A 23,228-nucleotide genomic window follows, 5' to 3' on the forward strand; every position below is an offset into this window, starting at 1 on the left:
AATTTTAGCGCATGAAATTCTATAAACTATCTTGTACACTCGCACTGTGCTTCCTGACTTATGTCGGCCAGGCACAGAATACCAAGATGAACACTTTCATCAATTCCCTGATGAACAAAATGACCCTGGAAGAAAAACTGGGTCAGCTCAACCTCCTTACTTCCGGGGATGCCGTAACTGGTTCGGTGGTAAGTACCAACGTTGAGAAAAATATCAGGGAAGGTAAGGTAGGCGCTTTGCTCAATATGACCAAAGTAGCTGACATTAGAAAAGCCCAGCAGCTGGCTGTGGAAGGCAGTCGCCTGAAAATCCCTATGTTATTTGGCTTGGATGTGGTGCATGGTTATAAAACCACGTTCCCAATTCCCTTGGCATTATCCTGTTCCTGGGATATGGACATGATCGAAAGAAGTGCCCAGATTGCCGCTACAGAGGCTAGCGCCGACGGTATCAACTGGACGTTCTCCCCGATGGTGGACATTGCCAGAGATCCACGCTGGGGCCGTATTGCAGAAGGTTCGGGTGAAGATCCTTACCTGGGTTCCAAAATTGCTGCCGCTATGGTAAAAGGCTACCAGGGCGATCTTAGCAAGAATTACAACATTCTTGCCTGTGTGAAACACTTTGCACTGTATGGTGCTGCAGAAGGTGGCCGTGATTACAACACCACCGACATGAGCCGCGTCAGGATGTACAATGAGTACTTCCCGCCTTACAAAGCCGCTGTAGATGCCGGCGCCATGACCGTCATGACTTCCTTCAATGAAGTAGACGGCATCCCTGCCACTGCCAACAGATGGCTGATGACAGACGTACTGCGCAAGCAATGGGGCTTCAACGGTTTCGTGGTAACAGATTACACTGCTATCAATGAAATGATCAACCATGGCCTGGGCGATCTTAAAACCGTTTCCGCACAAGCTTTACACGCAGGCACTGATATGGACATGGTAGGCGAGGGTTTCATCGGTACGCTGAAACAATCCCTACAGGAAGACAAAGTAACCATCAATGAAATTAACATTGCTTGTCGCCGTATCCTCGAAGCCAAATACAAACTAGGCCTCTTCGATGACCCTTATCGTTACTGCGATGTTAACAGAGCTAAGACAGAAATCTACACTGCCGCACAACGCCAGGAAGCACGCAAAGGAGCTGCCGAAACGTTTGTATTGCTGAAGAACCAGCAAAACCTGTTGCCGCTGAAAAAACAAGGCACTATCGCCCTGATAGGGCCACTGGCGGATACCAGAGAGAACATGACCGGTACCTGGTCTGTATCTGCAGATATTAAAAATATCCCTTCTCTGCGTGAAGCCATGCAAAAAGAAGTAGGCAGCCAGGTGAAAATCAATTATGCCAAAGGTGCTAACCTCACTGCTGACTCCATGCTGGAAATTAACAGTACCATGTTTGGCCGCTCCCTGCACCGCGATGGCCGCAGCGCTGAAGAGCTGAAAAAAGAAGCATTGGCAGTAGCTGCACAATCTGATATCATCGTTGCTGCTTTGGGCGAATCTTCCGAGATGACTGGAGAAGCCGCCAGCAGAGCAGATATAAGCATTCCAGACACACAGAAAGAATTACTGGCAGCCCTGCTCGCAACAGGCAAACCGGTAGTACTCGTGCTGTTTGCTGGCAGACCTATGACCCTTACATGGGAAAACCAGCATGTTCCTGCTATCCTCAACGTTTGGTTTGGTGGATGTGAAGCAGGTGCAGCTATTACAGACGTATTATTCGGTGACGCTACCCCTTCCGGTAAACTCACCACTTCCTTCCCGCAGCTGGTAGGACAGATACCTGTAAACTACAATCATAAAAATACCGGACGTCCACTGGCTGGCAACGATAAATGGTTTACCAAGTTCCGCTCCAACTATCTGGATGTTTCCAATGACCCGCTGTATCCTTTTGGTTATGGCTTGAGTTATACTACTTTCTCTTACAGCGATGTCACCTTATCCGGCAACGCTTTGAAAGCTGGTGGTAAAATCACTGCTTCTGTAACGCTTACCAATACTGGTAAAACAGATGGTGTGGAAATAGCGCAGTTATATATCCGCGACATGGTAGGTTCTATCACTCGCCCGGTAAAAGAACTGAAAGGATTCCAACGTATTGCACTGAAAGCAGGAGAGTCGAAAAAAGTGACTTTTGATATTACTGAAACTGATCTGAAGTTTTATAACTCCGATCTGAAGTTTGTTGCAGAACCTGGTGATTTCAAAGTATTCATCGGTGGTAACAGCCGTGATGTGAAAGAAGCTGCGTTCAAATTGCAGTAGTCATTACGATAGATTAGATGCTGTGCAGGGCCGATCAAGAGATTGATCGGCCCTGCACTATTTTAGGAGATGATTATCCAGGTTAATAGCCTTGCGGAGGTATTCCTTATAGGTGGCACCGATCGGCAGCTGAATACTACCCAACTCTATATCAGTAGCAGAAAACGCAGTTATTTTGTTTATGTTGATGATAAACGAACGATGTACCCGGAGAAATCCTTTCTCATTTAAAGAAGCCTCTATATCACTGATCCTATACTTTGCAATGATCGATTTATCGGTCGTATGAATTTTTATATAGTCTTTAATACTTTCCAGATAACAGATTTCTTCTGTATAAATTTTCATATGCTTTGTACCAGATCTAATGATCAGGTAAGATTTTTCAGTTCCATTTGTAGCCGTAGGCATGGCCGCGACGGCGGCGTTCAAGCTATTAAATTTCTCTATGCCCTTCATGAAACGCTCAAAGGTAACAGGTTTTAACAGATAGTCTATTACGCCAAGATCATAAGCCTCCATTGCGAATTCCCGGTAAGCCGTGGTAAGTATAGTCTTAGGTGGATTACGCAATGTTTTTAGAAAAGAAATCCCAGATACTTGCGGCATCCTGATATCCAGGAAAAGTAAGTCTATAGCATCGCTACATAAAATTTCATACGCCTGGGAGGCATTATGACAAGTAGCAGTAACTTCGAAATTATCCAACTGCTGCAAATGCTTTTGTAACAGGCGTATCGCCAGGGGTTCATCATCTACCAAAAGGCACCTTACTTTCATCGAATGGTTTGTTTTATCCAGATTTCTAAATGTACTTTAAAATAGCGGTTGTCACGGGATATCTCCATAACATGCTGGCCCGGATATATTAGTTCTAATTGTTTCCTGATATTCTGCAATCCAATTTTGTTGGTTCTGGCATCTGTCATATCGTTTCCAACAGTATTGATAACATTAAATTTGAGATTATCAGCCGTGGCAGATAGTTTAATATCAATAGATGGATTGTCTTTTGTGTCGCTTAACCCATGTTTAAAAGCATTTTCAACTATTGAGAGCAGTATCAAAGGAGGAATCTGTATATTCTGAATAATATCCAATTCCAAATGAAACTTCAACCTATCTGTATAGCGTAATCTCTCCAGGCTGCAATAGTTTTCAATCATGTTTACTTCTTCACTTAATGGCAACAATGGTTGCGTACTTCGATATAACACATGATCCAACATCTCAGACAAACGAAAAATAGCATCAGAAGTATGTGGTGAGCCATCTATCGATAATGAATAGATATTATTTAAAGTATTAAAAAGAAAATGTGGATTCAATTGATTTTTCAACAACTTCAATTCAGTAAATACTTTTTCTTTTTCAAGACTGATCGCTTTCTCTCTCATATCATACTGATCTTTAAAAAGCTTCACCGTAAGAAATACAAAGGGAAGCGATAAAGTATGATATACATAAACTTTGAAAAGCTTATAGAAGTCCGTGGCTATCTCTGATAATGGCTCCTTAGGCCCCAACGGGTCTGTACACTGTGTAAATGGCAATACCAATGGCTCTGCCACATACACTACTATGATTCTGGCCAGCACGCTCAGGAGATAACAGGCTATTATAGCAAGAATTGTGGTGGCAATGACTTTGTTGTGAGAGGACAACCGTGGAATAACAAAATATGCCAGGAAATAGGCCGTAGGTATCTGTGTAATAAACAACGCCAATCCATATATCAGCGAACTCATAAAAGACCACGACGGCCCCTCAAAAAAATCGGTGCTGATAGATAATAACAACATGGCTCCCCAGAAAAAAAAGTGTGACTGTACCCGATGCTTTCTACAATAATTCAGAAATAAACCAACAATGCCCATAGCCGGCAAATATTGGCATTTTCTATATCATCCACAAGGATTACGACAGAATGCAAGAATTACCTCCCCAAAAGCTCAAAATTGCAGACAAATACGCCATTCATGTATCCTCCCAATTTCCGTCGGTTTCTATAAATGGTTCATCGTTTTCCCGGAAAACTCGCTGTTTCTCCAAATACATTTGTGCGCAAAAACTATAGACATGCCGCCAAAAATAAGACTAAACGGACTGGATCACCTTCGCGCATTGGCCATCATACTGGTATTTATCTATCACTACGGACGTTTATTTGCCTCTCCTCAATGGCTGACCGACCTTGGCAAATTCGGCTGGACGGGTGTAGACCTCTTTTTTGTACTAAGTGGCTACCTAATTGCCACGCAGCTTTTCACCGACGGTCAGGAACAGGGAAAAATCTCTGTAAAAACTTTTTATATTAAACGTTTTTTCAGAATACTTCCACCATATTTGCTGGTAGTAGCGATATATTTTTTATTCCCCGATGCAAGAGAAAGAGCCGCACCAGCGCCGCTATGGAAGTATCTGACCTTTACCCAAAACCTCGGACTGGACGTTAGCATACAAGGAACTTTCTCACATGCCTGGTCGTTATGCATAGAAGAACAATTTTATCTGCTGTTTCCATTCGCATTAATAATCTTACAAAAAACAAAGCTATTCCATAAAAGCTGGTGGCTGATTCCTTCCTTATTAATTGCAGGAATAATACTAAGGGCTTGCTGCTGGAATATATTGGTATCAAACGCCGGAGATTACACATGGATCTACTGGTACAAGTATATTTACTATCCAACTTATACACGCCTGGATGGATTATTAATAGGTATCAGCATTGCGGCGATGTTGCGATTCCAACCATTATTGACCAGGCGTATCCAATCCTATAGCCATTTTATTATGGTGGCCGGGTTAATGATTCTAACTGCGGCATATTTTATTTGTGAAGATCAAAGCACTTTTCCAGCATCCGTATATGGGTTTCCGTTAGTAAGTATAGGATATGGATGCCTGGTCTTTGCAGCGGTTAGTCCTGCCAACTTATTATATCGGCATTCATCTATCATAACATCATATATAGCAATATTATCCTACGCTTTATACTTAATACATAAAATCGTCATTCATCTTGTACAACAATATGTTGTGAGATTAAACATTGAAAGGGATAGTGTTCTAACATTGCTGATTGCAACAGCATCCTGCATTCTAGCCGCAGTTCTCATGCGAGAGATTGTGGAGAAACCTAGTTCGGGATGGCGGAAGAGGTTTTTACAATAAATGTTACCGAATTATTAATTCCCCACCTTTCAATAGTTAAAGATGCCGGATGATGTGTTCATCTTGTAAAGCTTTCACTATGAAAAAACAGACCCTTTTTCTGGCCCTTGCTGCCAGTACCCTCTTTGGTTGTAAGAAAGATGAAATGAACGGCATCAGTCAGCCCGAAAAAATTATGGCCGTTAAAACCCAGGCTGTTAACGCTAGTCTGGCCGTTACCCTCAATGGTTGGATGAGTAATCTCGCCGACAACACCAGCCTGACTGCTATTAGCATTCCAGGTACGCACGACAGCGGCGCGCGCTTCGAACCTATTGGCGGTACAGCTAAATGCCAGGACCTTACCATTGCACAGCAGCTGGACGCTGGTACCCGTTTCCTCGACATCAGGTGTCGCCACATTGATAATGCATTTGCTATTCATCATGGTAGCATTTATCAGAACATGAATTTCCAGGATGTAATCAATGCCGCGCTGACCTTCCTGGCTAACAACCCTACCGAAACTATTGTGATGAGCGTGAAAGAAGAGTATGACCCAAGCAACAACACCAGAACTTTTGAGCAAACCTTTGACACCTACACCCAGCAACAGCCATCCAAATGGTACCTGGGTGCTACTGTGCCTACCCTCGGACAAGTAAGAGGTAAAATCGTACTGCTCAGAAGATTTGGTGCATCCAGCACACCTAAAGGTATTGATGCCACCAATTGGGCCGACAACACTACTTTCTCCATCAACAATGGCAACGCCAATTTACGCGTTCAAGATCAGTACCAGGTGCCTGACAACAATGGTAAATGGAATAGCATCAACAACTTGTTCACTGAAGCTCAATCTGGTAGCCAGTCTACACTGTACATCAATTTCAGCAGCGGTTACAAGGCACTGATCTTTGGTATTCCAAGCATTACCACGGTTTCTAATTCCATTAACCCTCAGCTGAGCAGCTACTTCACCAGTCATACGCATGGTCGCTTTGGTATTATGCCAATGGACTTCGCTAACTCAGACAGGAATACGCTGATCATCAACACAAATTTCTAATCCAAGGGCAATCATTTTCATCACAACCTTTTCATCTGTTGTTGATACAATGGGTGAAAAGGTTGTCTAGTATTGATATTGACTCCCAACTGTTATATTTACAGAAAGTATAACAATCCTTGAAACTTGCCATCACTATCCTACGCCTGATTACCTTGTACCTGCTATTGTCTGTGGCTACTATACTTATGTTGAATACCGTTCTTCAGTATGTCAGCTTTAAGGATAACGTTGGCTTCTTGCAATACAAACAAGCATATCTTCATATAGGCATCTGGAAGCTGGCTTTCTACACGCATGTATTTTCCAGCATACTGACGCTGGCAGCAGGGTTCACACAATTCATGCCTTCGATATTACAGGAAAATAAAAAGTTACATCGGCTTATAGGAAGAATATATGCCTGGGATATTTTGCTGATCAATTTTCCAGCGGGATTTATAATGGCAATTTATGCCAATGGCATGCTGCCATCAAAAATCGCATTTGTGGTGCTGGATTACCTATGGGCTTGGTTTACATTAAAAGCAATACTAGCTGCAAAGAAGGGGAATATCCAGCTACATAAGGAATTTATGATACGAAGTTATGCACTTACACTTTCGGCGATTACACTGAGAACCTGGAAAGTTGTACTTGGTAATACATTGGTACCTGATCCTGAGTTGCTATACAAAATCGACGCCTGGCTTGGGTTTGTACCAAATATTTTATTGGCGGAATGGTATATCCGGAATAATAGAAAGAATAAGTTTACTGGGAAAAAACAATCTGTATAACATAAACGTATATACGCTTATCTCCGTTCAAAATGACAACCAGACAAGTTGATAATCACTATTCCTAATCCCACCAAAAAACAGATATAAAATATATTACGATATGCGCGCGCAGCTCGAACTCCAGCATGCTCCATTTTTTTATAAATATAGTTGGAAATAACGTAAGGAACATAAAAGAACATTCCGATACCAGTCAATGTCAGTAATGCTTTCAGTATATCAATCATAGGATATAAAGTTCATCTAAAACATAAAATAAAATCTAACAAACAAGAAGATGCAGGTTAATAAAAAGAACATACAGATACTTATCAAAGATAACAGGATCACCCATACGATTGCGTATTTAGGCCCACTATTCTGGGCTTTTCTGTAATAAGCATTGGCGATAAACACTGGCCCCCGGAACACAACAATTACAAAAAATATTGTAAACAATATATCCGTAACGAGCTTCATATGGCTGTAGTGTTAATGGTAAAATAAAAAAGTAAGCGTAATGGAATAGACTTTTTCAACTTGCTATAATATAAAATGGCCCTGCTATTACATTGCAAGGCCAACGAATCAAGCTAGTAAATTAATCTAGTTATTAATCTTGGATGTATGGCCCTTCCGTTTCTCCCCATCCCCATTTAGGCATTGGGACATGTTCGCCTTCCTTAATATCATCCGAATTTGAATTCATCACCGCCAGACGCGTACCCCATTCTATATAACCTACAAATGCCGAACGGAATTCAGGATCATCGGGAAGGCATATTTCATCAACAATTTCTAATAGCAGCGCTACCCAGCGTTTTCTATGTTGTTCCGTCAAATGACGCCCCATATGCTTACGGATCATTTCATAATGAGAACCTTCCTCATGGCTATACGTTTTCGGACCACCGAAAACCTCCGCAATAAAGTGGGCAACATGCAACTGATGCTGCGACGACATATGCCTGAATACCGGCGCCAGTAGCTCATCCTGTAAAACTTTTTCATAGAAGACAGCCGTCAGTTTCTCAAAAACCTGCATTCCGCCCACCCATTCATATAAAGTGGGAATCACTTTTTCTTCCGCAGTACTTTTTATTTCCTTTGCCATTGATTATCTGTGAGGTTATAATGTTTCATTTCTTCGATGTTATTATAAAATTTACTGACCAGGTTGAAAAAGGGCATGAACTCGGCGCTTTTCCTGAAACCGTTTAAATGATCCTGCTCCGATGTCCAGTGAATGATCACGATGTAGTGATTGGGTTCTTCACTACCATGAATCACCTGGTAACCCAAACAAAAAACAGAAGCCTGTAAGCACCTACCAGCTTGTTTATAGGCGTCCTCAAAATTTGTTCTTTCCGGCAGAGGTATATTGTACCTGATGATTTCTGTTGAATAGTTTTTATCTTCCATTTGCATCTTTTGAGTTTGGGTAAATGCGGTCGTTATAAAAAAAATAAATGCAATCACTTTTTCCATAATTTTAATTGATTGAGTACGGGAATAAAATTAAGGCGATGTGTAATGGCGGTCAATATCTTACTAAAAAGTAGGATACCTTTTTAAGCAAAATTTTTATGATACAATTAAACGACAAAACATATACCTGTCCCGTAGATGTAACGCTAGGCTTCATTGGTGGCAAGTGGAAACTGCTGATACTTTCGCATCTGCATATTTTTGAAAAAAGAAGTTATGTAGAGATAAGAGATAACTTACCAGGTATATCTGAGAAGATGCTTAGTCAACAGTTAAAAGAGCTGGAGCGCGATAGCCTTATTATCAAAAATGTATTGTCCAGCAAGCCTTACAGAGTAGAGTATATTTTATCCGAGGATGGGAAGTCGCTGGCGCCGATGTATGAATTTGTTAGTAGCTGGGGAGTTAAGTATTTTAAAGAAACATGGGATAGATTATTTGCAGGATCAGCATTTATATAAATAATTATCTTATATTTTTTATAGAGAGATAACAATATTATACTATCCTACATTTCTTACAATGTAAGGTTTCATGTTCCGATCGTTTTCATTAAGCGGAGATCATTCCTTTTTATAACAAGGGTCTTATTTGTTTTTTAAAGTTTCTATGATGCCTTGCCTCAGCGCTATTTATTTAAATGAAGGAGCGGCTCCTTTCTTTTGTCGCAAATGTTTGGATATCATGCCTGACAAATTTTATTTTATCTTCAATTTCATGTTTATTAAAAATCAATTTTGTGAGATGTATACCAGGATATTTAAAAAGCTCGGAGACACACTCAATAGGATGCCAGATAAAATACAGGTATCCATAGCACTTGTCAGTAAAAAGCAGGTTGAGTATCATGGTATGATCAGGCAAGATGGAATAATTGAAATAATCAATAATCATTTAGCCGCCTTCGAAATTGGTTCCGTTACCAAAGCGTTTACAGGCCATATTCTTGCGCAATTAATCATTGAAAAGAAAGTCGGACTCAACGACCTTGCTCAAAAACATCTTCCCTTTCCGCTGTTGAATTCTCCAGCCTTTACCTTAAAGCATCTGGCACAGCATACTGCTGGACTTCCACGGATGCCAGCTGATTTTGACACGCAATCCAACTTTGATAAAGCTAATCCCTTTAAGAATTACACGGAGGAACAGCTGATAACTTACTTAACGCAAAACCTTCGTGTGGATAGTCAACCAGGAGAAACTCATAATTATTCCAATCTGGGAGCGGGTTTATTGAGTTATATTATATCAAAGGTGGAAGAAAAACCTTTTGCAGCGGTTGTAGCAGAGCGGATATTTAGACCTTTGAAGATGTACCAATCATCATTCGATATTAGTGAGGTGAAAACGGAAATGGTGAGAGGGATCGATGAGCAGAACGACTTTTGTGCATATTGGGATGGAGGAATTCTCAATGGTTGTTTGGGTATTATTTCTACTGCGGAAGATCTATCCAAATTTGCCATCATGGCTTACGATTGCAACGACGCAGCTGCCACCTTGCAGGCAACGGAAACATTCCCAATAAATGATTTACAAATTTCTAACCTTGGTTGGTACGAACTTCATATCCAACCTGAAGGCCTTCGCATGCAAGGACTCAATGGCGGCACCGGAGGTTATGGTGCTTCTTTGCTGATAAACCGAAAAAATGAATGCGCTGTAATACTTTTATCAAACATTGCACCAGGGAGGTACATGGAATCAATTTATCCACTGGCAAAAGAGTTATTCATTGAGCTGTCCAATGATGGAGTAATACAAAATACAGCAGTCTGATGTAGGCCATAGCACTCATCTACGAGTATATAATATTCAGGAAAATAAGCAGTCAGCACCAAGGCGATCATACCTGTATTCATTTTCACCAGAGAAAAAAATATATTTTTTTTAGTACCTCGAAATTCAACAGAAGGTTTTGTTTGTCATTTAGATATCTCTTGAATAGGGCTAGAATTGAAGGAGCGCATAACAGCAGTCTGCTAATCATGTAACCACATAACAGTGGGGCATAGTAGTATTGTGGCGATTTTAAAGCCTACAAATATGATAGAGTCAATATGATATATCATGTAGGTTATTATGAGCAATTAACCCAAAATCTAACCAATGAGACACTCAAAAGTCCGTGTTAACTCGGCTATTGCCTTGCTGTTAAGCATTATGGTCATCACCAGCTGTAGAAAAGAAGACAAACCTGCACCTGTAGCACCACCGCAACCTGTAGCCCAGCAAGCCGTTGAAGATCACCTTACCATTACCCCTGAACGTCAGAAAGTGATCGACTTCTTCAACAAAAACAAAAATGCCCGTGGCGAGGCATCAGGAGCTGTAGCAGCTGCTAGCTACCGTTCTTTTACCATCAATTACTCAGGTACCGTTCCCAGTGATATCAAAGCGCTGGTAAACGGAGAAATTGATCAGTTGTATAACACCAGTACAACTAGCACCACCAAATCAAGAATGACAGGTGCGCCTATCAATGTATACTCTAGTCCCGGAAGTGGCGATCTCTTCTACAATAACGGGAACGTATATATTGTAAATTTCGCCACCTATCGCAGTGTTCATACTGGTCCAGGTAATGTGATCTTTCATGAATTGACCCATTACCTCCACGATCAGTGGATATCCGGCGGCTTCAGTAATTCTACCATTTACAACATGTATGTAAACTGTTACTATTCCGGCGTGTATGCTCCTGGTTCTTATGTACTTTCCAACCAGGCAGAATACCTTGCCGTATCTTCAGAAGCCAAATACTGTAATACCAACAGGCCTCCATACAATGCGTCAACACTTGCATCGTCTGATCCTGCTTGCAGCAATTATCTGTCAGCAAACTTCTAATCGCTTATTAAACTAGTTTAAAAACGGTTGCCCAAAAGCAGATGGGCAACCGTTTCTATAATGATATATTTCTGGCAGACAGTGATATCCTTAGCTAATCCAACTTATACCTTGAATTATTTAATCTTTGGGAATCCACCATCAACAAATAATTCTGTACCGTGCATAAATGAAGCGTCTTCGGATGCTAAAAAGGTCACCACTTTTGCAACTTCTGAGGGTTCTCCAAAACGAGCCAGTGGAACCTGTGGCATAACAGCTCCAGCCATCGCCTGCACCTGATCTGTTGACAAATTAGATCGATCGAAATAATTGGTATTTATAGGCCCTGGGCTAACCGCATTGATTCTGATTTTCCTTGGAGCTAATTCTGAAGCAAATGTTTTTGTAAACGATTGTACTGCAGCTTTTGCAGCTGAGTAAACAGAAGAATTAGGCATTCCTACTTCTGTTACAATAGAAGTGTTTAATATAATTGATCCACCTTCTTTCATTAAAGGTAAAATCTGTTGCACTGTAAACAGTGTGCCCTTAACGATTACATCGAATTGTTCATTAAAATGCGACTCATCTATCAGCTCTAACGGGGCATACTTCCCAAAACCAGCATTTACGTAGAGAATATCTATGTGAGGTGAGATTAATTTCACTTTATCGGCTAAGCTTAGGATATCATCCATTTTTCCGGCATCAGAAACAATACCACTGGCGTTAGTCCCCAGTTCACTTACGGTAGCATCTACGGTGTTTTTGAAACGTCCAGTAATAATCACGGACGCTCCATTTTCAATAAAATCAATAGCTGTGGCTTTTCCAATTCCGCTTGTTCCACCTGTAATTAAGGCCGTTTTGTTTTTTAATCGCTGCATCTTCTATAATTTATTTGCACGAAATTAAAATGCCGCATCACCAGATTAAACCCGTTTCTTGCTAATTTATAGTTCTTTTTATTCCACGAATTATATTTATCAGTGCAACTGAGTATCACTATTTCTCTGTTTCACTGGATCTTCGGGTTAATGCTATGCTTCAAAAGAAAAGCAAAAGTGATAGTTCTGATTGTTGAGCAAAATGATAACAAGAGGAATTAATGTGGCTTAGGAGTAAAGCCTAAAGAGATAGAAATAAAAAAGGAGATCAAAATGATCTCCTTTTTCTTGGTCGGGGTGGCAGGATTCGAACCTACGACCTCCACATCCCAAATGTGGCGCGATACCGGGCTACGCTACACCCCGAAAACTTTTTATCTGGCTGCAATCTCAGCATTCGTACCTCTGATTGCGGGATGCAAAGGTAGCGATATATTTGTGACATTTCCAAATACTGAGTGAAAAAATTTTAAATTCTTTCTGCTGGCAATAAAAAAAACAGAAAAAACAAAAATGAAAAATCAGCCAAAACAAGCCACCACATTATATTTAACCAACTAGAAACCATCTCTCCCAACGCCGTTATTTTTTCTTATATAATTTTATTCTGAGCAGAATTTCTGCCTGAATTTGTGGTTTTATCATCCCAGTGATGGTATCCGTCTTATGCAAAACAGGTATTTGTACCCTTCCTCCCAGTTGCCACCTGTTATGGTCATAGTATCCTTCGGCGGTGATACTCCAATGCACCCGTCCAATTCTTTTCCATATATCCGATTTATCACTATAGGTTACATTTTTAGGCGCCAGCAGGATAGTGTCGCTTTGTCGGGACAACGATATAGTCCCCTCTCGGGCATAGAAGGCCTGTATCCCAGCAGCTCCGTACCAATTTTTATAAACCCTGTGTTGATAAGCTATGCCGGCACTATAGCCGAAAGATTTCTGCAATGTATAGCTATTGGTGGTGCGCACTGCAGATGGATCTGGTCCTGATTTATAAGGTACATCCTTATAGGCCTGGGAAGCAAAGCCGTTCAAGTCCAGGCTGATGGCTGCATTAGGCATATCGTATTGCAGCCTTAATCCTGGAATCAGCAATGTATATGCCTGGGGGTTAGCGGTAGGACCTTTCAGCCAGGTATTGCCATTAATTGGCATCGGGAGGCTCCATTGTACCAGCAGTTCCCAGGACATACCATTGCCTTTCCGTGGCGGTCGGAAGCTGAATAAATGATTGATGGCCTCTGCAGGCGCTTTCAATATCTTGTTCTCGAACTGGTTGTTAATCCTTATCCTGGTCAATGCGGTTCTTTGATAACCTTCATTGACAGCATACGTGCCTGCCACTATATTGCCCTGGCTTGTTGACGTTGTATTGCCGGTAATTACTGACTGTCCATCAGCAATTGGATAAGTTTCTCTTATATCCTTACTTACTCCCTTTTCATTTGTTTGCACAGGATTATTATGTTGTGCAGAGGATGATGTTGCATCTGATGTTGTTTGCTGAGGATGACCATCATCGCTATTCTTATTAGCACTTTCTTCTTTTGCGTTATTAACGCCTTGCATCTTGGGCGACAGGTGATTATCTTTCATGGTAGCAGCCCCTGTGGATTTATGATTTCCTCCAAGACTATTACCCGACACCTTGTTTCCATGTGCTTTTGTGTTTTTAGACGTTTTAACGCCCTCATTATTCTTCTTGGCATCATTATGCCCTAAATCATTTCCGGTTGATTTATCGCCTTGTTTAGTGAATGTAGCGCGATGATTAGTCGCCGCCATACCCTCAGGTTGACTTATACCTTTTTTGCCTGGCGCTGTTTCTTTCCTTATTCCGTCAGCATCCTGCAAATCATGGCCACTACCATTTTGAGCAACTGCCGATTTACCGCCACTGTTCACCGTTACATCCGTTGCTTGTAGCGTTTTACCTTTTTGATTACCGGTATATCTTTCTGCAGGCGTAGTCCCATTCACGGAACCATTTGTACCCTGGGTATGATGCTCCTTATCATTTTGGTTGCCCGATGAGTGTTCTTCCTGATCGGTGACTTGTGAAGCATTATCAGGCGTTTGTGTATGTTTACTATCCTGGCTACCAGCTGCATTTCCAGCTTGCATTGAGCCATCTGCTCCTTTTAATTGAGCATCACTATTTTCATTAGTTTTATTATCCTTTCCGCCTATAATCGCCAGGCTATCGTTCTGTTTAGTTGCATCAATTGCTTTATCAGTCTGCCATCCAGCACTTGTATTTATCTGTTTTTTATTATCCTTATCATTGGCCCGCTGTGTAAAATAAACAACGCTTATCACCCCTAAGGTTACGATTACGGCTAAGCCGACTAATAATTTACCTAATGCAATACTACCCGATTTCACGGCAGCACCGCCAGCTGCTGACGCAGCCGCTCCTGTAGCCGTTCCTACAGGCATGACCGCATCGAGGCGCGCAGCCATCTGCTTCCAACCTTCTTCTACAGGCGGAATAGGAATAGGAGGCTTCCCTTCGTCTAGTGGTCCAGTATTTAAATTCCTTTCATCCACGGGTTGGTATCATTTATTTAGGTAGTACTGCTCCAATATTGGTTTTAATTTGCTCCGGGTTTCACTTAAATGCCATTTTACCGTGCCCTGACTCAATTGTAATAAATCTGCCGTTTCCTTTATAGAAAAGCCCTCCAGGTAAAAAAGTGTACAAACAGCCCTCGTAGCAGTTGGAAGGACATCCAATAATTTATAAATATCAGCTCCGTTCAGCTTACGTAATATGTTATTCTCCGTAACAACAATATCCTCCTCTATCTCGCCATATATCGGCATTCTTTTCTTTCTGATCCTATCCAGTGCCACATTCCGCACCACCGTATAAGCCCAGTTAATAAATTCTCCCTTTTCTGCAGCATACTTATGCAGTTGCGTAAATACCTGCAACATGCCGTCATTCAATACTTCCATCGCCTCCTCTTCATTATTGAAAAACTTTCTGCATAATAGAAAGAACACAGGATAAAACTTCTTATAAAGTTTCTCCTGGCCAAGCCTGTTATTGGCTAAACAATCCTTTATCAGCTGTTGTATCTCTTCCAATTGTTTATGCTACCGTTACAATATACACAAGCATGTGTACTGGGTTATATCAAACAGAAAAAGTTGCCTCAGGGATTACCTGAAACAACCAGTTTCTTTCAAAAAAAATCACCAAAAACAATAAAATTCCCATCTTCTTCCTAACGGTGAAGATACTACGTTGTTAGCTTCTACCTCTATTTCTTGTAGTATCCTTTGGAGGACGAATCGTATCTTTTGGAGGTCTTACGGTGTCGCGTGGAGGCCATACTATCACCGTATCTTTTGGAGGCCTTACGGTATCGCGCGGAGGCCATACTATCACCGTATCTCCCGGATGCGGACGAACAGTATCACCTGGATGCGGATGTGTAGTATCCCCAGGATGATGACCCGGAATAGTATCGTGACCTAAGGTGTCCTTAGGATGGCCCGTCGAATCCACCAGCGCCGCCTTAGCCGACAACTGCTGCAAATCCGAATTGAGCGCAGCATCCTTTCTGCAACCCACCACACTGCAAACCGCCAGCACAACTCCTAGAAAATAAAGAGGTAAGTATCTCATAGAATCCTATTTATTAAAGTAAACGGGGGAGAAAAATGAAAAGGTTGGGTCAAAAAATGATTTTCTTAAAATAATTCATAAAAACTTATCAAGTACGCCCATCCTATACCCTAAAATCCCTACAATCGCCCTATACCACTCACTTACACGCTAAAAATGACCACTTAGGAGAAAACTGATACCAAAGGCCATTTACATTTTACCAACCATCGCTTTCTACTTAATTTTATAATATCTGCTATCTGATTATCTGCCTATAGCAACGATATCTTGTTAGCCCCTATGAAGACTATTCAAATGACCGGCTGATACAAGCTTCCGGCCATTTGAATAGTCTTCTTTTATGATATAAAGCAAAAAGCCACCCTCATTGGGTGGCTTCGCTTTTCTATCTACAATACTATTATTTCAGACTTATCGAAATCTTATTACCCCACTTCACCGCCGCTGAAGGATTCGATGGCTCCGGATTCCAATACACCTCACGAATCGTCAGCATCTTCGTCTTTGGATCCAATACACCGAAATGGTAGGTCAGCTTCGTCTCATCGGTAGAAGAAACCACTCCTTTCATCGGGCTATCCGCACCCACAGTAGGCAAAGACACATCATTATCCGGACCCGTGTAAGTATAAAACTTGCTCTCATGTGCATGTCCATGTAAATAAGCCTTGATATTGGGATGCTGCTTCAGAAAAGCCACAAACCCACGCTGCTCAATAACATCCGCCACGCTGGCAGCCTTACCGGATTTAAACATCTCATCTAACACATTATCAAACTTATCAGTATTATTAATTCCATGATCACCATTAGGGTTGGTAAAGTGATTAGATACCACCGCTGGCTGATCATGCGCCACAATAATCACCGGTGTTGAAGCAGCCACAGACTTCAAATCACTCTCCATCCATACTCTTACACTACTGTCTGGCCACATCTGTATAAAACAAAAGTGAACCCCCGCAATCTCTCTTGAATAATTAATTCTATCTGTTTTAGGATTGAAGTTAGCGGCTGTTTTGGCTGAAGTTTTAAACATCAGGTTATAGATATTAGCCATGCTAGAGGCATCCGTAATCGGCGACATCACAGCATAATAACCAATGCTGTTAGACACATCATGGTTACCAGGCACCATCAATACTTCCGCTTTCTGATTATTTTTTCCTTTGATAGTCAGGTTTTGCAGATAGTCGATTTTGAACTGTTCCCAGGAAGCCGCGCCTGTTTGTACATTCGCAGATACTTCCATACGATTGGCAATATCACCGCCTTCAAATAAATAATCAATACTACCGATCTTCATACCCGCATTACCACCATCATCTGTTGGCAGCACCAAATCAGGCATACCATTGATTTTAGCGATCATTGCGGCATTAACCGTATGTGCGTCTACGTTAGTTTTACCTTGAAACGCAGCCCTGTTAATACCATAGTGTGCATCTGAGGTAAAAATAAACTGAACAGGTGTTTGATCATCCTGTTTGTCATCATCTTTTTTGCAGGCACCGAATAATAATGCTACCAATGGCGCCAGGTAAAAGGCTTTACAGAATCTTATTTTCATCTTTTTATAGGTTAGAATAGTGTTTTGCTTAATTATTTCCTTTTGTAATAAGAGATGTTGGAGATAGCCCCAGGATAATCTCTTACTTCGGTATCGGTATAGTATCCACCTGCATCTGCCGCGAAACAAATCCCTTCGCCCTGATGCTCATTACCAGCATAAGGCGCTGTTTCCGGAGCTATCAGCAACGCCTGTACGATTGTTTGTCCGGCAGCACGCTTCCAATGCCAGATCTGTCCTTTATTCCTGAGCAAGATCTCCGATCCATCACCTGAAATATCTCCTGATGTCAACAAATCAAAATTTGTTTTTAGTACAGATTGTAAAACCGTGGGCGCTGTGGTCGACTGTGGATAAGTGGCCTTCCAGATAATACTTTTGCTGCTTTGCTTACTGGCGATATAAATATCTTTTGTTAATGGATCTACCAGCAAAGTTTCAGCATTTACCGCAGTTTGTGGGTATTTCAATTCCAGCTTATCTACCGCGGTTATATGAATTTTCGTATTAGCGTCTGCGTTAGTAATTACGGGTTCTTCAAATCTATATACTGCAATAGAAGCCCTTCCAGCATTATTATCACCTATATCCGCGATATATATATAACTCTTACCTACAACGGGTCCAGGCCCAACAGAAATATCCTCCATATTGCGCGTGCTGATGTTATCCACAATGATCTGACCCAGATCATCACCGTTTGCATTGGTGATCACCACTGTCTTATTGCCATTGTAATCATCATGCACATATAATACACCTTTATTCACCTGGCTGGCAGCAATACCCGACAACTCGTTGTAGTCCTGCCTTTGCATGGCATGTACATCCGGCGTACCTACGTAAGCGTTAGAGGACGCCAGCAAGGTAATATCATATTTTGCCTGCGGCGTAGTATCCTGCACTACCGGCGGATCTACTGGTGGAACTGGCGTTCCTTTATCATCGGCCTTCTTGGAACATGCGCTGAAGATGATCCATGCCCCAATACACATCAATACAGATCTCTTCATATCTATATAATTAAAAGGGCTGACAAAACAGTCTGTACAGACCTGTATGTCAGCCCCCGATAGTTGTTAAATAAGATTAGTATACGTGCTGGTTACCGCTACCATCTGTAGGGAACGCACCCAGGTCTTTATTTGGAGGAGTTACGTTAGCACCAAACTCGCCGCTTTGCAATACAGTCATAGGGAAACCGTATTGAACCAGCAATGGAGCTTTAGCTTTAACAGGGATAGCAGTAGCACCATTACCACCTGACCATACGCCAATACCGATGGCAGGAGAACCACCTTTCAGGTGAAAGTCAGCACCAGCAGGGATTACACTGTTTCTATAAGCAGTACCAAGACTGTTAGTTTTCACGTCGTAGTTTTTAAACATCGGATCGTATTTCAGTGAATCATTAGCAGTGTTAGTACCGTCGTTAGTGCCGAGGCTTGTGGTAGGACCATTTACATAACCGTTCAGGTCGGTAGGTTGCTTGAATGTAAACTGCTTAGGCTCAATGAAGATCATATATTGCTCAGCACCACCCATTGGGTTACCACGGCCTATGCAGGTCAGGTTATTACCGTAAGAAGTATTCAGGGTATCGCTAGGCTTACCTTTTTCTGACTGGTAAGAAATTCTCAGACCAGATTTACAGTTTACGATAATGTTGTTATAAAGAAATCCACCAGCGTTGGTTTCTGTATTGATAGAACCATTACGGGTAGCTTTAGTTTGTCTGAAACCACAGTTTACCAAAGTATTATTGTAGATATTCACAACAGTGTTAACACCGTCTGTAGCAGCAGTTTTAAGGCCGTTGGTGGCAATACCATAGCAGAGATTGTACGCCATATCACCAAATACATGGCTTTTCAGGTTCACACCTTCTCCACCAGTACCTCCCAGTTTATTGAAGGTATTTCTCATGATGCTTACGTAAGTGTTTTCGCATTTACCGATACAATCATCTTTACTACCGAAGAACCATGAATCTTCCAGGATCAGTTTAGAGAAACCTGTCTTACGGTTCATATAAACAGCATAACGTGGATCACCAGGTTTAGCGCCGAAATCAGCAGCATTACTACCCCAAGGGCCGCCGGTGTATTCTACGTGCGTCCAGCGAATCAACAGCAGGTCAGCATCAGGACCACACTGGAATCCGCCCCAGTAACCAGCGTAAGCAGGATCGTTTACAGCATCATCTTTGAAGTTAGCATTAGAAAGTGGAGTTGCAGCAGTTTCTTTTACAGTGAACCAGTTCTGCGCTTCTTTGGTACCAGCACTTACCAGGGAACCTTTTACATAAAATGCAGGACTTGTTTCAGGGCTTTTACCATCACCTTCGATGATTACTTTCACACCAGGTTGCAGGTACAGGGTATCACCAGCATTGATGGTTACATCTGCAGTGATATGATATGTTTTACCGGCCAGCATCGTTCCTTTCAATGGAATGACGTTACCATTAACATCTTTCTTAGGCAGGATGGTATCAGAGATAGGCTGTCCTACTACCGTCAGTGGTTTAGAGATGTTTGCTTTTTCATCTTTCTTACAGGAAAACATGGCGACCGAAATGAAACCAATCAAAGCGATCTGTAAAGAATGTTTCATCATAACTAATTCTTTATTGAAATTTTGTGTGAAATGTTCTTATTTGTTTAGCAGGAATCTCAGGCCCAGGATATAGTTCTGTCCGTACTGATCACGCTGGGCAAGGGTTTTGCCGGAACCAGGGTTCTGGAATGGCACTGGCACATCGTTGACCACTGGCTTGTTGATGTATACTTCATATTTAGCGTCCAGGAGGTTCTGCACTTTTGCAAACACTGCAAAGTGTTTTGCAAAACGCTTTTCTGCAGAGAAGTCGAAGAGGTTCATACCTTTCTGCCAATAATCGAATCCGTAGTATGGAGACACCAACACAATTCTTTTACCGGTGTACTGCCATGCTAATTGCACATCCAGCCCAAGTTTGCCATTTTTATACAGGAAAGCGGCATTAGCAACATGGTCTGATTGTCCTTGCAGCGGACGGGATTCATTTAAGAAGAGTTTCTGCAGCACACCGTCTTTCTTCACAGAAGTCATTTTGGTAGTGGTGATCTGAGAATGTGTATAAGTATAGTTAGCTCTGATACCGAAGTTGCCCAGGTATTTTTCATACACCAATTCAAAACCATAGTTAGTAACATCACCGTAGTTGCCAGGCATATAAGCAGTCTGATTTTGCGCACCGGTGAATTCGAAGCCGTATTCAATTGGGTTCTGAATTGATTTATAAAAAGCGCCTATCAGGATTTGTTCGTTCGTTTTAGGGAACAATTCATATCTCAGGTCAACGTTATTGCTGGTGCTATGCAAGAGGTTAGGGTTACCTTTTTCATCGAACTGATCGCCGTGGTAGCTGTAAGGAACGATTTCAAAGAAAGCGGGCCTGCTGATAGCTGCGTAGTACGACAGACGCAGGTTTGTCTTTTTATTCAGCTCATACTTGAAGTTCACACTTGGCAATACATCCATGTAGCTAATGGTTCCGGATTTTGCATTCTGTGTAACGGGAACGTCTGTATCAAAATCCTGATCAGTGTTCTCTGCGCGCACGCCAGCAACGGTTTCCAGCTTGTTAATTTTGAACTTCAACAGGAGGTAACCAGCAGTGATACGCTCGTTGGCACGGTAATTATTAGCCTCACCAGGACTACCTTTAGGATTGAAAACAGTCCAGTTGAAGTGATAGATGTCTGTCCAGAGTTGTTTGGAGCCATCCGCATTAGGTACAGGACGAAGTTCGTAGTTGTCGTATTTGTTATCACGGTGTTTGTCTCTGTACAAGCCCCCTACGCTGATTGTGTAAGGGGTATTCCAGGCAGTGTTGGTATAGTGTAGGTTCAGGTAACCAGCCAGATCTCTGTCAGAGTTTTTCCACCAGGTACGGTTGAAATTCTGCAGTACATCCGGATGTTTATAAGGTGGGTTATTAGGTGTAGAAGGATCGGTGTAAAATCCGCCATCATATTCATATTCAGCCCAATCAGGAATTTCGCTCATGGCTTTAGAATATACTGCCGACCAATCGAGTTTCAGCCTGTTATCCACAATGGTGTGATTTCCTTGTAAGGTATTGCTGAAGATATTCTGATGCTGGTATTTAGAGCGGCCAAACTGCCATACTTGTCCAGTACCTGCAACGGTGCGTGGATAAGGCATGAGAGAATCGGTGGTCAGGCGTGCCTGGGCATCTTTCAGGTCAGCGTATACGCTGTAAAGGCTGATTTTATGCTTAGGGTTGATGTCAAAATCAAATTTAGCATTGAGACCTGTTCTGGTAAGATGAGAGGAATAATCGCGCAGATAAGCGTGTTTAACGTATAATTGCCCTTCCTCCTGGAATTCGCCAGGATTAAAGATGCTGTTATAGGCTTTATAAATATTCTGGTACGAGCCGCCCAGCATGATACCAAAGCGATTGTTGAAGAATCTGTTACCAATAGACAGCGTACCCATCGCATTAGCAGGGGCCGATTTATGTGTATAGTTCAGATTATCGCGGGTGAAATCAGCAGGCGTTGCGCTATATCCAGGGCCATTTTGCTGGTAAGGAGAAGATTTATGTATTGCACTTACAGGGAAATAATCGAAACCATTTTGCAATACCGTCTGGCTAAAACCTGTGGCAGCGCTAGCGTTTATGTACAGTCTTTCAGGCGCATTTTTCATCACCATGTTTACTGTACCGCCAACAGCGTCGGCTTCCATATCAGGTGTCAGTGTTTTATTCACTTCAATTCTTTCTATCAGCTCAGAAGGAAAGATATCCAGCGGCACGAAACGACTTTTGTTATCTGGACTAGGAATTTTAATACCATTAATCAACGTATTATTATAACGTTGGTCCATACCTCTGATGATGGCGTAGCGGCCATCTCCATTGCTGCTGCGTTCTATGGATACACCTGATACACGTTGTAATACGTTACCCACAGTAATATCAGGAGATAATTGAATTGCTTTTGCAGAGATGATATTCATTACGCTGGAAGCATTTTGCTCGGATTTCTTTGCAGCGGCCTCTGATTCAACGTTATGTTTACCAGTTACTACTACCTCGTTTAAAGCAGCAGTGTTATTATTGAGTGGAAGATTAAGGGTGAGATTACCATTCACTGTCACCACAGTATCAACAGCTACATAGCCGATATAAGAACAGCGAATATGGTATGTACCTGCCGGGATACGGTCAAGACTAAACGTACCATCCAATTTGGCAACTGTATTACGTTTTAGTTCCGGTATACTGATAATCGCGCCTATTAATTGTTCTTTAGATTGTTTATCAGTAACAGCACCTTTGATATTATGGTTTACCTGTTGACTAAAGGCAAATTGGGAAGTAATTAGCAGACCTAGGACTAGTGAGGGCCTCAGATACATTTTGATTGATTTTCGGGCAAAGAAAGAGAAATAAAAAGAGCCTGCTAAGCCATTCAAATCATATAATGTAATAGTAATAATATGGTAATGATTTC

19 protein-coding genes and 1 tRNA gene are annotated in these 23,228 nt (G+C 41.8%); 7 read left to right on the top strand and 13 right to left on the bottom strand.

The window, feature by feature from the left end:
• The first annotated feature begins 11 nt into the window (after window positions 1-11).
• Complete coding sequence (gene bglX, locus ACE38W_RS08985) at window positions 12-2,288, top strand: beta-glucosidase BglX (RefSeq protein WP_375830207.1); 2,277 nt, start codon at window positions 12-14, stop codon at window positions 2,286-2,288.
• Window positions 2,289-2,345: 57 nt separating this feature from the next.
• On the opposite strand, the gene ACE38W_RS08990 is transcribed toward bglX, so the two are convergent.
• Both ACE38W_RS08990 and ACE38W_RS08995 read right to left on the bottom strand, forming a co-directional pair.
• Window positions 2,346-3,068, bottom strand: coding sequence for a LytR/AlgR family response regulator transcription factor (locus ACE38W_RS08990; protein WP_375830209.1), 723 nt, complete (start codon window positions 3,066-3,068; stop codon window positions 2,346-2,348).
• Window positions 3,065-4,090: a sensor histidine kinase gene (locus tag ACE38W_RS08995; protein WP_375830210.1), complete on the bottom strand. Its 1,026-nt coding sequence runs from the start codon at window positions 4,088-4,090 to the stop codon at window positions 3,065-3,067. The genes ACE38W_RS08990 and ACE38W_RS08995 overlap by 4 nt, the downstream gene beginning before the upstream one ends.
• 277 nt (window positions 4,091-4,367) lie before the next feature.
• Between ACE38W_RS08995 and ACE38W_RS09000 the strand changes: the two genes are divergently transcribed.
• From ACE38W_RS09000 to ACE38W_RS09010, 3 genes are all read left to right on the top strand, one after another.
• Window positions 4,368-5,465, top strand: coding sequence for an acyltransferase family protein (locus tag ACE38W_RS09000; RefSeq protein WP_375830212.1), 1,098 nt, complete (start codon window positions 4,368-4,370; stop codon window positions 5,463-5,465).
• Window positions 5,466-5,544: 79 nt separating this feature from the next.
• Window positions 5,545-6,513, top strand: coding sequence for a phosphatidylinositol-specific phospholipase C (locus tag ACE38W_RS09005; RefSeq protein WP_375830214.1), 969 nt, complete (start codon window positions 5,545-5,547; stop codon window positions 6,511-6,513).
• Window positions 6,514-6,632: 119 nt separating this feature from the next.
• Window positions 6,633-7,292: a DUF2306 domain-containing protein gene (locus tag ACE38W_RS09010; protein WP_375830216.1), complete on the top strand. Its 660-nt coding sequence runs from the start codon at window positions 6,633-6,635 to the stop codon at window positions 7,290-7,292.
• A 595-nt stretch (window positions 7,293-7,887) separates the two neighbouring features.
• Here ACE38W_RS09010 and ACE38W_RS09015 read toward each other — a convergent pair.
• Together ACE38W_RS09015 and ACE38W_RS09020 are read right to left on the bottom strand one after the other, a co-directional pair.
• Window positions 7,888-8,388 carry a group II truncated hemoglobin gene (locus ACE38W_RS09015; RefSeq protein ID WP_375830218.1) on the bottom strand — a complete coding sequence of 167 codons (501 nt, stop codon included), beginning with the start codon at window positions 8,386-8,388 and terminating at the stop codon, window positions 7,888-7,890.
• Window positions 8,373-8,702 carry an antibiotic biosynthesis monooxygenase family protein gene (locus ACE38W_RS09020; protein WP_375830219.1) on the bottom strand — a complete coding sequence of 110 codons (330 nt, stop codon included), beginning with the start codon at window positions 8,700-8,702 and terminating at the stop codon, window positions 8,373-8,375. The genes ACE38W_RS09015 and ACE38W_RS09020 overlap by 16 nt, the downstream gene beginning before the upstream one ends.
• Before the next feature lie 158 nt (window positions 8,703-8,860).
• On the opposite strand from ACE38W_RS09020, the gene ACE38W_RS09025 reads away from it, so the two are divergent.
• The 3 genes from ACE38W_RS09025 to ACE38W_RS09035 all read left to right on the top strand — a co-directional run bounded on the left by ACE38W_RS09025 (window position 8,861) and on the right by ACE38W_RS09035 (window position 11,612).
• Entirely contained in the window at window positions 8,861-9,223 is a 363-nt protein-coding gene (locus ACE38W_RS09025) for a winged helix-turn-helix transcriptional regulator (protein WP_375830220.1), read from the top strand.
• A 223-nt stretch (window positions 9,224-9,446) separates the two neighbouring features.
• On the top strand, window positions 9,447-10,541 hold the full coding sequence (locus ACE38W_RS09030) for a serine hydrolase domain-containing protein (RefSeq protein WP_375830221.1): 1,095 nt from the start codon (window positions 9,447-9,449) through the stop codon (window positions 10,539-10,541).
• Between the two features lie 330 nt (window positions 10,542-10,871).
• Window positions 10,872-11,612, top strand: coding sequence for a hypothetical protein (locus ACE38W_RS09035; RefSeq protein ID WP_375830222.1), 741 nt, complete (start codon window positions 10,872-10,874; stop codon window positions 11,610-11,612).
• A gap of 116 nt (window positions 11,613-11,728) precedes the next feature.
• Here ACE38W_RS09035 and ACE38W_RS09040 read toward each other — a convergent pair whose 3' ends face one another.
• The 9 genes from ACE38W_RS09040 to ACE38W_RS09080 all read right to left on the bottom strand — a co-directional run bounded on the left by ACE38W_RS09040 (window position 11,729) and on the right by ACE38W_RS09080 (window position 23,133).
• A complete protein-coding gene (locus tag ACE38W_RS09040) occupies window positions 11,729-12,481 on the bottom strand; it encodes an SDR family oxidoreductase (protein WP_375830223.1) in 753 nt (250 codons plus the stop codon).
• 289 nt (window positions 12,482-12,770) lie between these two features.
• Window positions 12,771-12,847 (bottom strand) — tRNA-Pro (locus ACE38W_RS09045).
• A gap of 216 nt (window positions 12,848-13,063) precedes the next feature.
• The gene (locus ACE38W_RS09050; protein ID WP_375830224.1) at window positions 13,064-15,037 is read right to left on the bottom strand and encodes a hypothetical protein; all 1,974 of its coding nucleotides are present in this window, start codon (window positions 15,035-15,037) and stop codon (window positions 13,064-13,066) included.
• A gap of 9 nt (window positions 15,038-15,046) precedes the next feature.
• The gene (locus ACE38W_RS09055) at window positions 15,047-15,580 is read right to left on the bottom strand and encodes an RNA polymerase sigma factor (RefSeq protein WP_375830225.1); all 534 of its coding nucleotides are present in this window, start codon (window positions 15,578-15,580) and stop codon (window positions 15,047-15,049) included.
• Window positions 15,581-15,743: 163 nt separating this feature from the next.
• On the bottom strand, window positions 15,744-16,124 hold the full coding sequence (locus ACE38W_RS09060) for a hypothetical protein (RefSeq protein WP_375830226.1): 381 nt from the start codon (window positions 16,122-16,124) through the stop codon (window positions 15,744-15,746).
• Window positions 16,125-16,527: 403 nt separating this feature from the next.
• Window positions 16,528-17,697 (bottom strand): metallophosphoesterase family protein, encoded by a 1,170-nt coding sequence (locus ACE38W_RS09065; RefSeq protein ID WP_375830227.1) that lies wholly within the window; start codon window positions 17,695-17,697, stop codon window positions 16,528-16,530.
• A 32-nt stretch (window positions 17,698-17,729) separates the two neighbouring features.
• Window positions 17,730-18,710, bottom strand: a complete 981-nt coding sequence (locus ACE38W_RS09070) for a hypothetical protein (RefSeq protein WP_375830228.1) — start codon at window positions 18,708-18,710, stop codon at window positions 17,730-17,732.
• A 76-nt stretch (window positions 18,711-18,786) separates the two neighbouring features.
• The gene (locus ACE38W_RS09075) at window positions 18,787-20,316 is read right to left on the bottom strand and encodes a hypothetical protein (protein WP_375830229.1); all 1,530 of its coding nucleotides are present in this window, start codon (window positions 20,314-20,316) and stop codon (window positions 18,787-18,789) included.
• Window positions 20,317-20,352: 36 nt separating this feature from the next.
• Window positions 20,353-23,133, bottom strand: a complete 2,781-nt coding sequence (locus ACE38W_RS09080) for a TonB-dependent receptor domain-containing protein (RefSeq protein ID WP_375830230.1) — start codon at window positions 23,131-23,133, stop codon at window positions 20,353-20,355.
• Between the last annotated feature and the right edge of the window lie 95 nt (window positions 23,134-23,228).

The organism is Chitinophaga sp. Hz27 (genome assembly GCF_042263525.1).
GTDB lineage: Bacteria > Bacteroidota > Bacteroidia > Chitinophagales > Chitinophagaceae > Chitinophaga.

Excerpts from the sequence above, each read along its gene's own strand:
- ACE38W_RS09065 (WP_375830227.1), bottom strand. The coding sequence starts at position 17,697 with ATGAAAATAAGATTCTGTAAAGCCTTTTACCTGGCGCCATTGGTAGCA.
- ACE38W_RS09075 (WP_375830229.1), bottom strand. The coding sequence starts at position 20,316 with ATGATGAAACATTCTTTACAGATCGCTTTGATTGGTTTCATTTCGGTC.
- ACE38W_RS09060 (WP_375830226.1), bottom strand. The coding sequence starts at position 16,124 with ATGAGATACTTACCTCTTTATTTTCTAGGAGTTGTGCTGGCGGTTTGC.
- ACE38W_RS08990 (WP_375830209.1), bottom strand. The coding sequence starts at position 3,068 with ATGAAAGTAAGGTGCCTTTTGGTAGATGATGAACCCCTGGCGATACGC.
- ACE38W_RS09080 (WP_375830230.1), bottom strand. The coding sequence starts at position 23,133 with ATGTATCTGAGGCCCTCACTAGTCCTAGGTCTGCTAATTACTTCCCAA.
- ACE38W_RS09030 (WP_375830221.1), top strand. The coding sequence starts at position 9,447 with ATGCCTGACAAATTTTATTTTATCTTCAATTTCATGTTTATTAAAAAT.
- ACE38W_RS09005 (WP_375830214.1), top strand. The coding sequence starts at position 5,545 with ATGAAAAAACAGACCCTTTTTCTGGCCCTTGCTGCCAGTACCCTCTTT.
- ACE38W_RS09000 (WP_375830212.1), top strand. The coding sequence starts at position 4,368 with ATGCCGCCAAAAATAAGACTAAACGGACTGGATCACCTTCGCGCATTG.
- ACE38W_RS09070 (WP_375830228.1), bottom strand. The coding sequence starts at position 18,710 with ATGAAGAGATCTGTATTGATGTGTATTGGGGCATGGATCATCTTCAGC.
- ACE38W_RS08995 (WP_375830210.1), bottom strand. The coding sequence starts at position 4,090 with ATGTTGTTATTATCTATCAGCACCGATTTTTTTGAGGGGCCGTCGTGG.
- ACE38W_RS09015 (WP_375830218.1), bottom strand. The coding sequence starts at position 8,388 with ATGGCAAAGGAAATAAAAAGTACTGCGGAAGAAAAAGTGATTCCCACT.
- ACE38W_RS09035 (WP_375830222.1), top strand. The coding sequence starts at position 10,872 with ATGAGACACTCAAAAGTCCGTGTTAACTCGGCTATTGCCTTGCTGTTA.
- ACE38W_RS09040 (WP_375830223.1), bottom strand. The coding sequence starts at position 12,481 with ATGCAGCGATTAAAAAACAAAACGGCCTTAATTACAGGTGGAACAAGC.
- ACE38W_RS09025 (WP_375830220.1), top strand. The coding sequence starts at position 8,861 with ATGATACAATTAAACGACAAAACATATACCTGTCCCGTAGATGTAACG.
- bglX (WP_375830207.1), top strand. The coding sequence starts at position 12 with ATGAAATTCTATAAACTATCTTGTACACTCGCACTGTGCTTCCTGACT.
- ACE38W_RS09020 (WP_375830219.1), bottom strand. The coding sequence starts at position 8,702 with ATGCAAATGGAAGATAAAAACTATTCAACAGAAATCATCAGGTACAAT.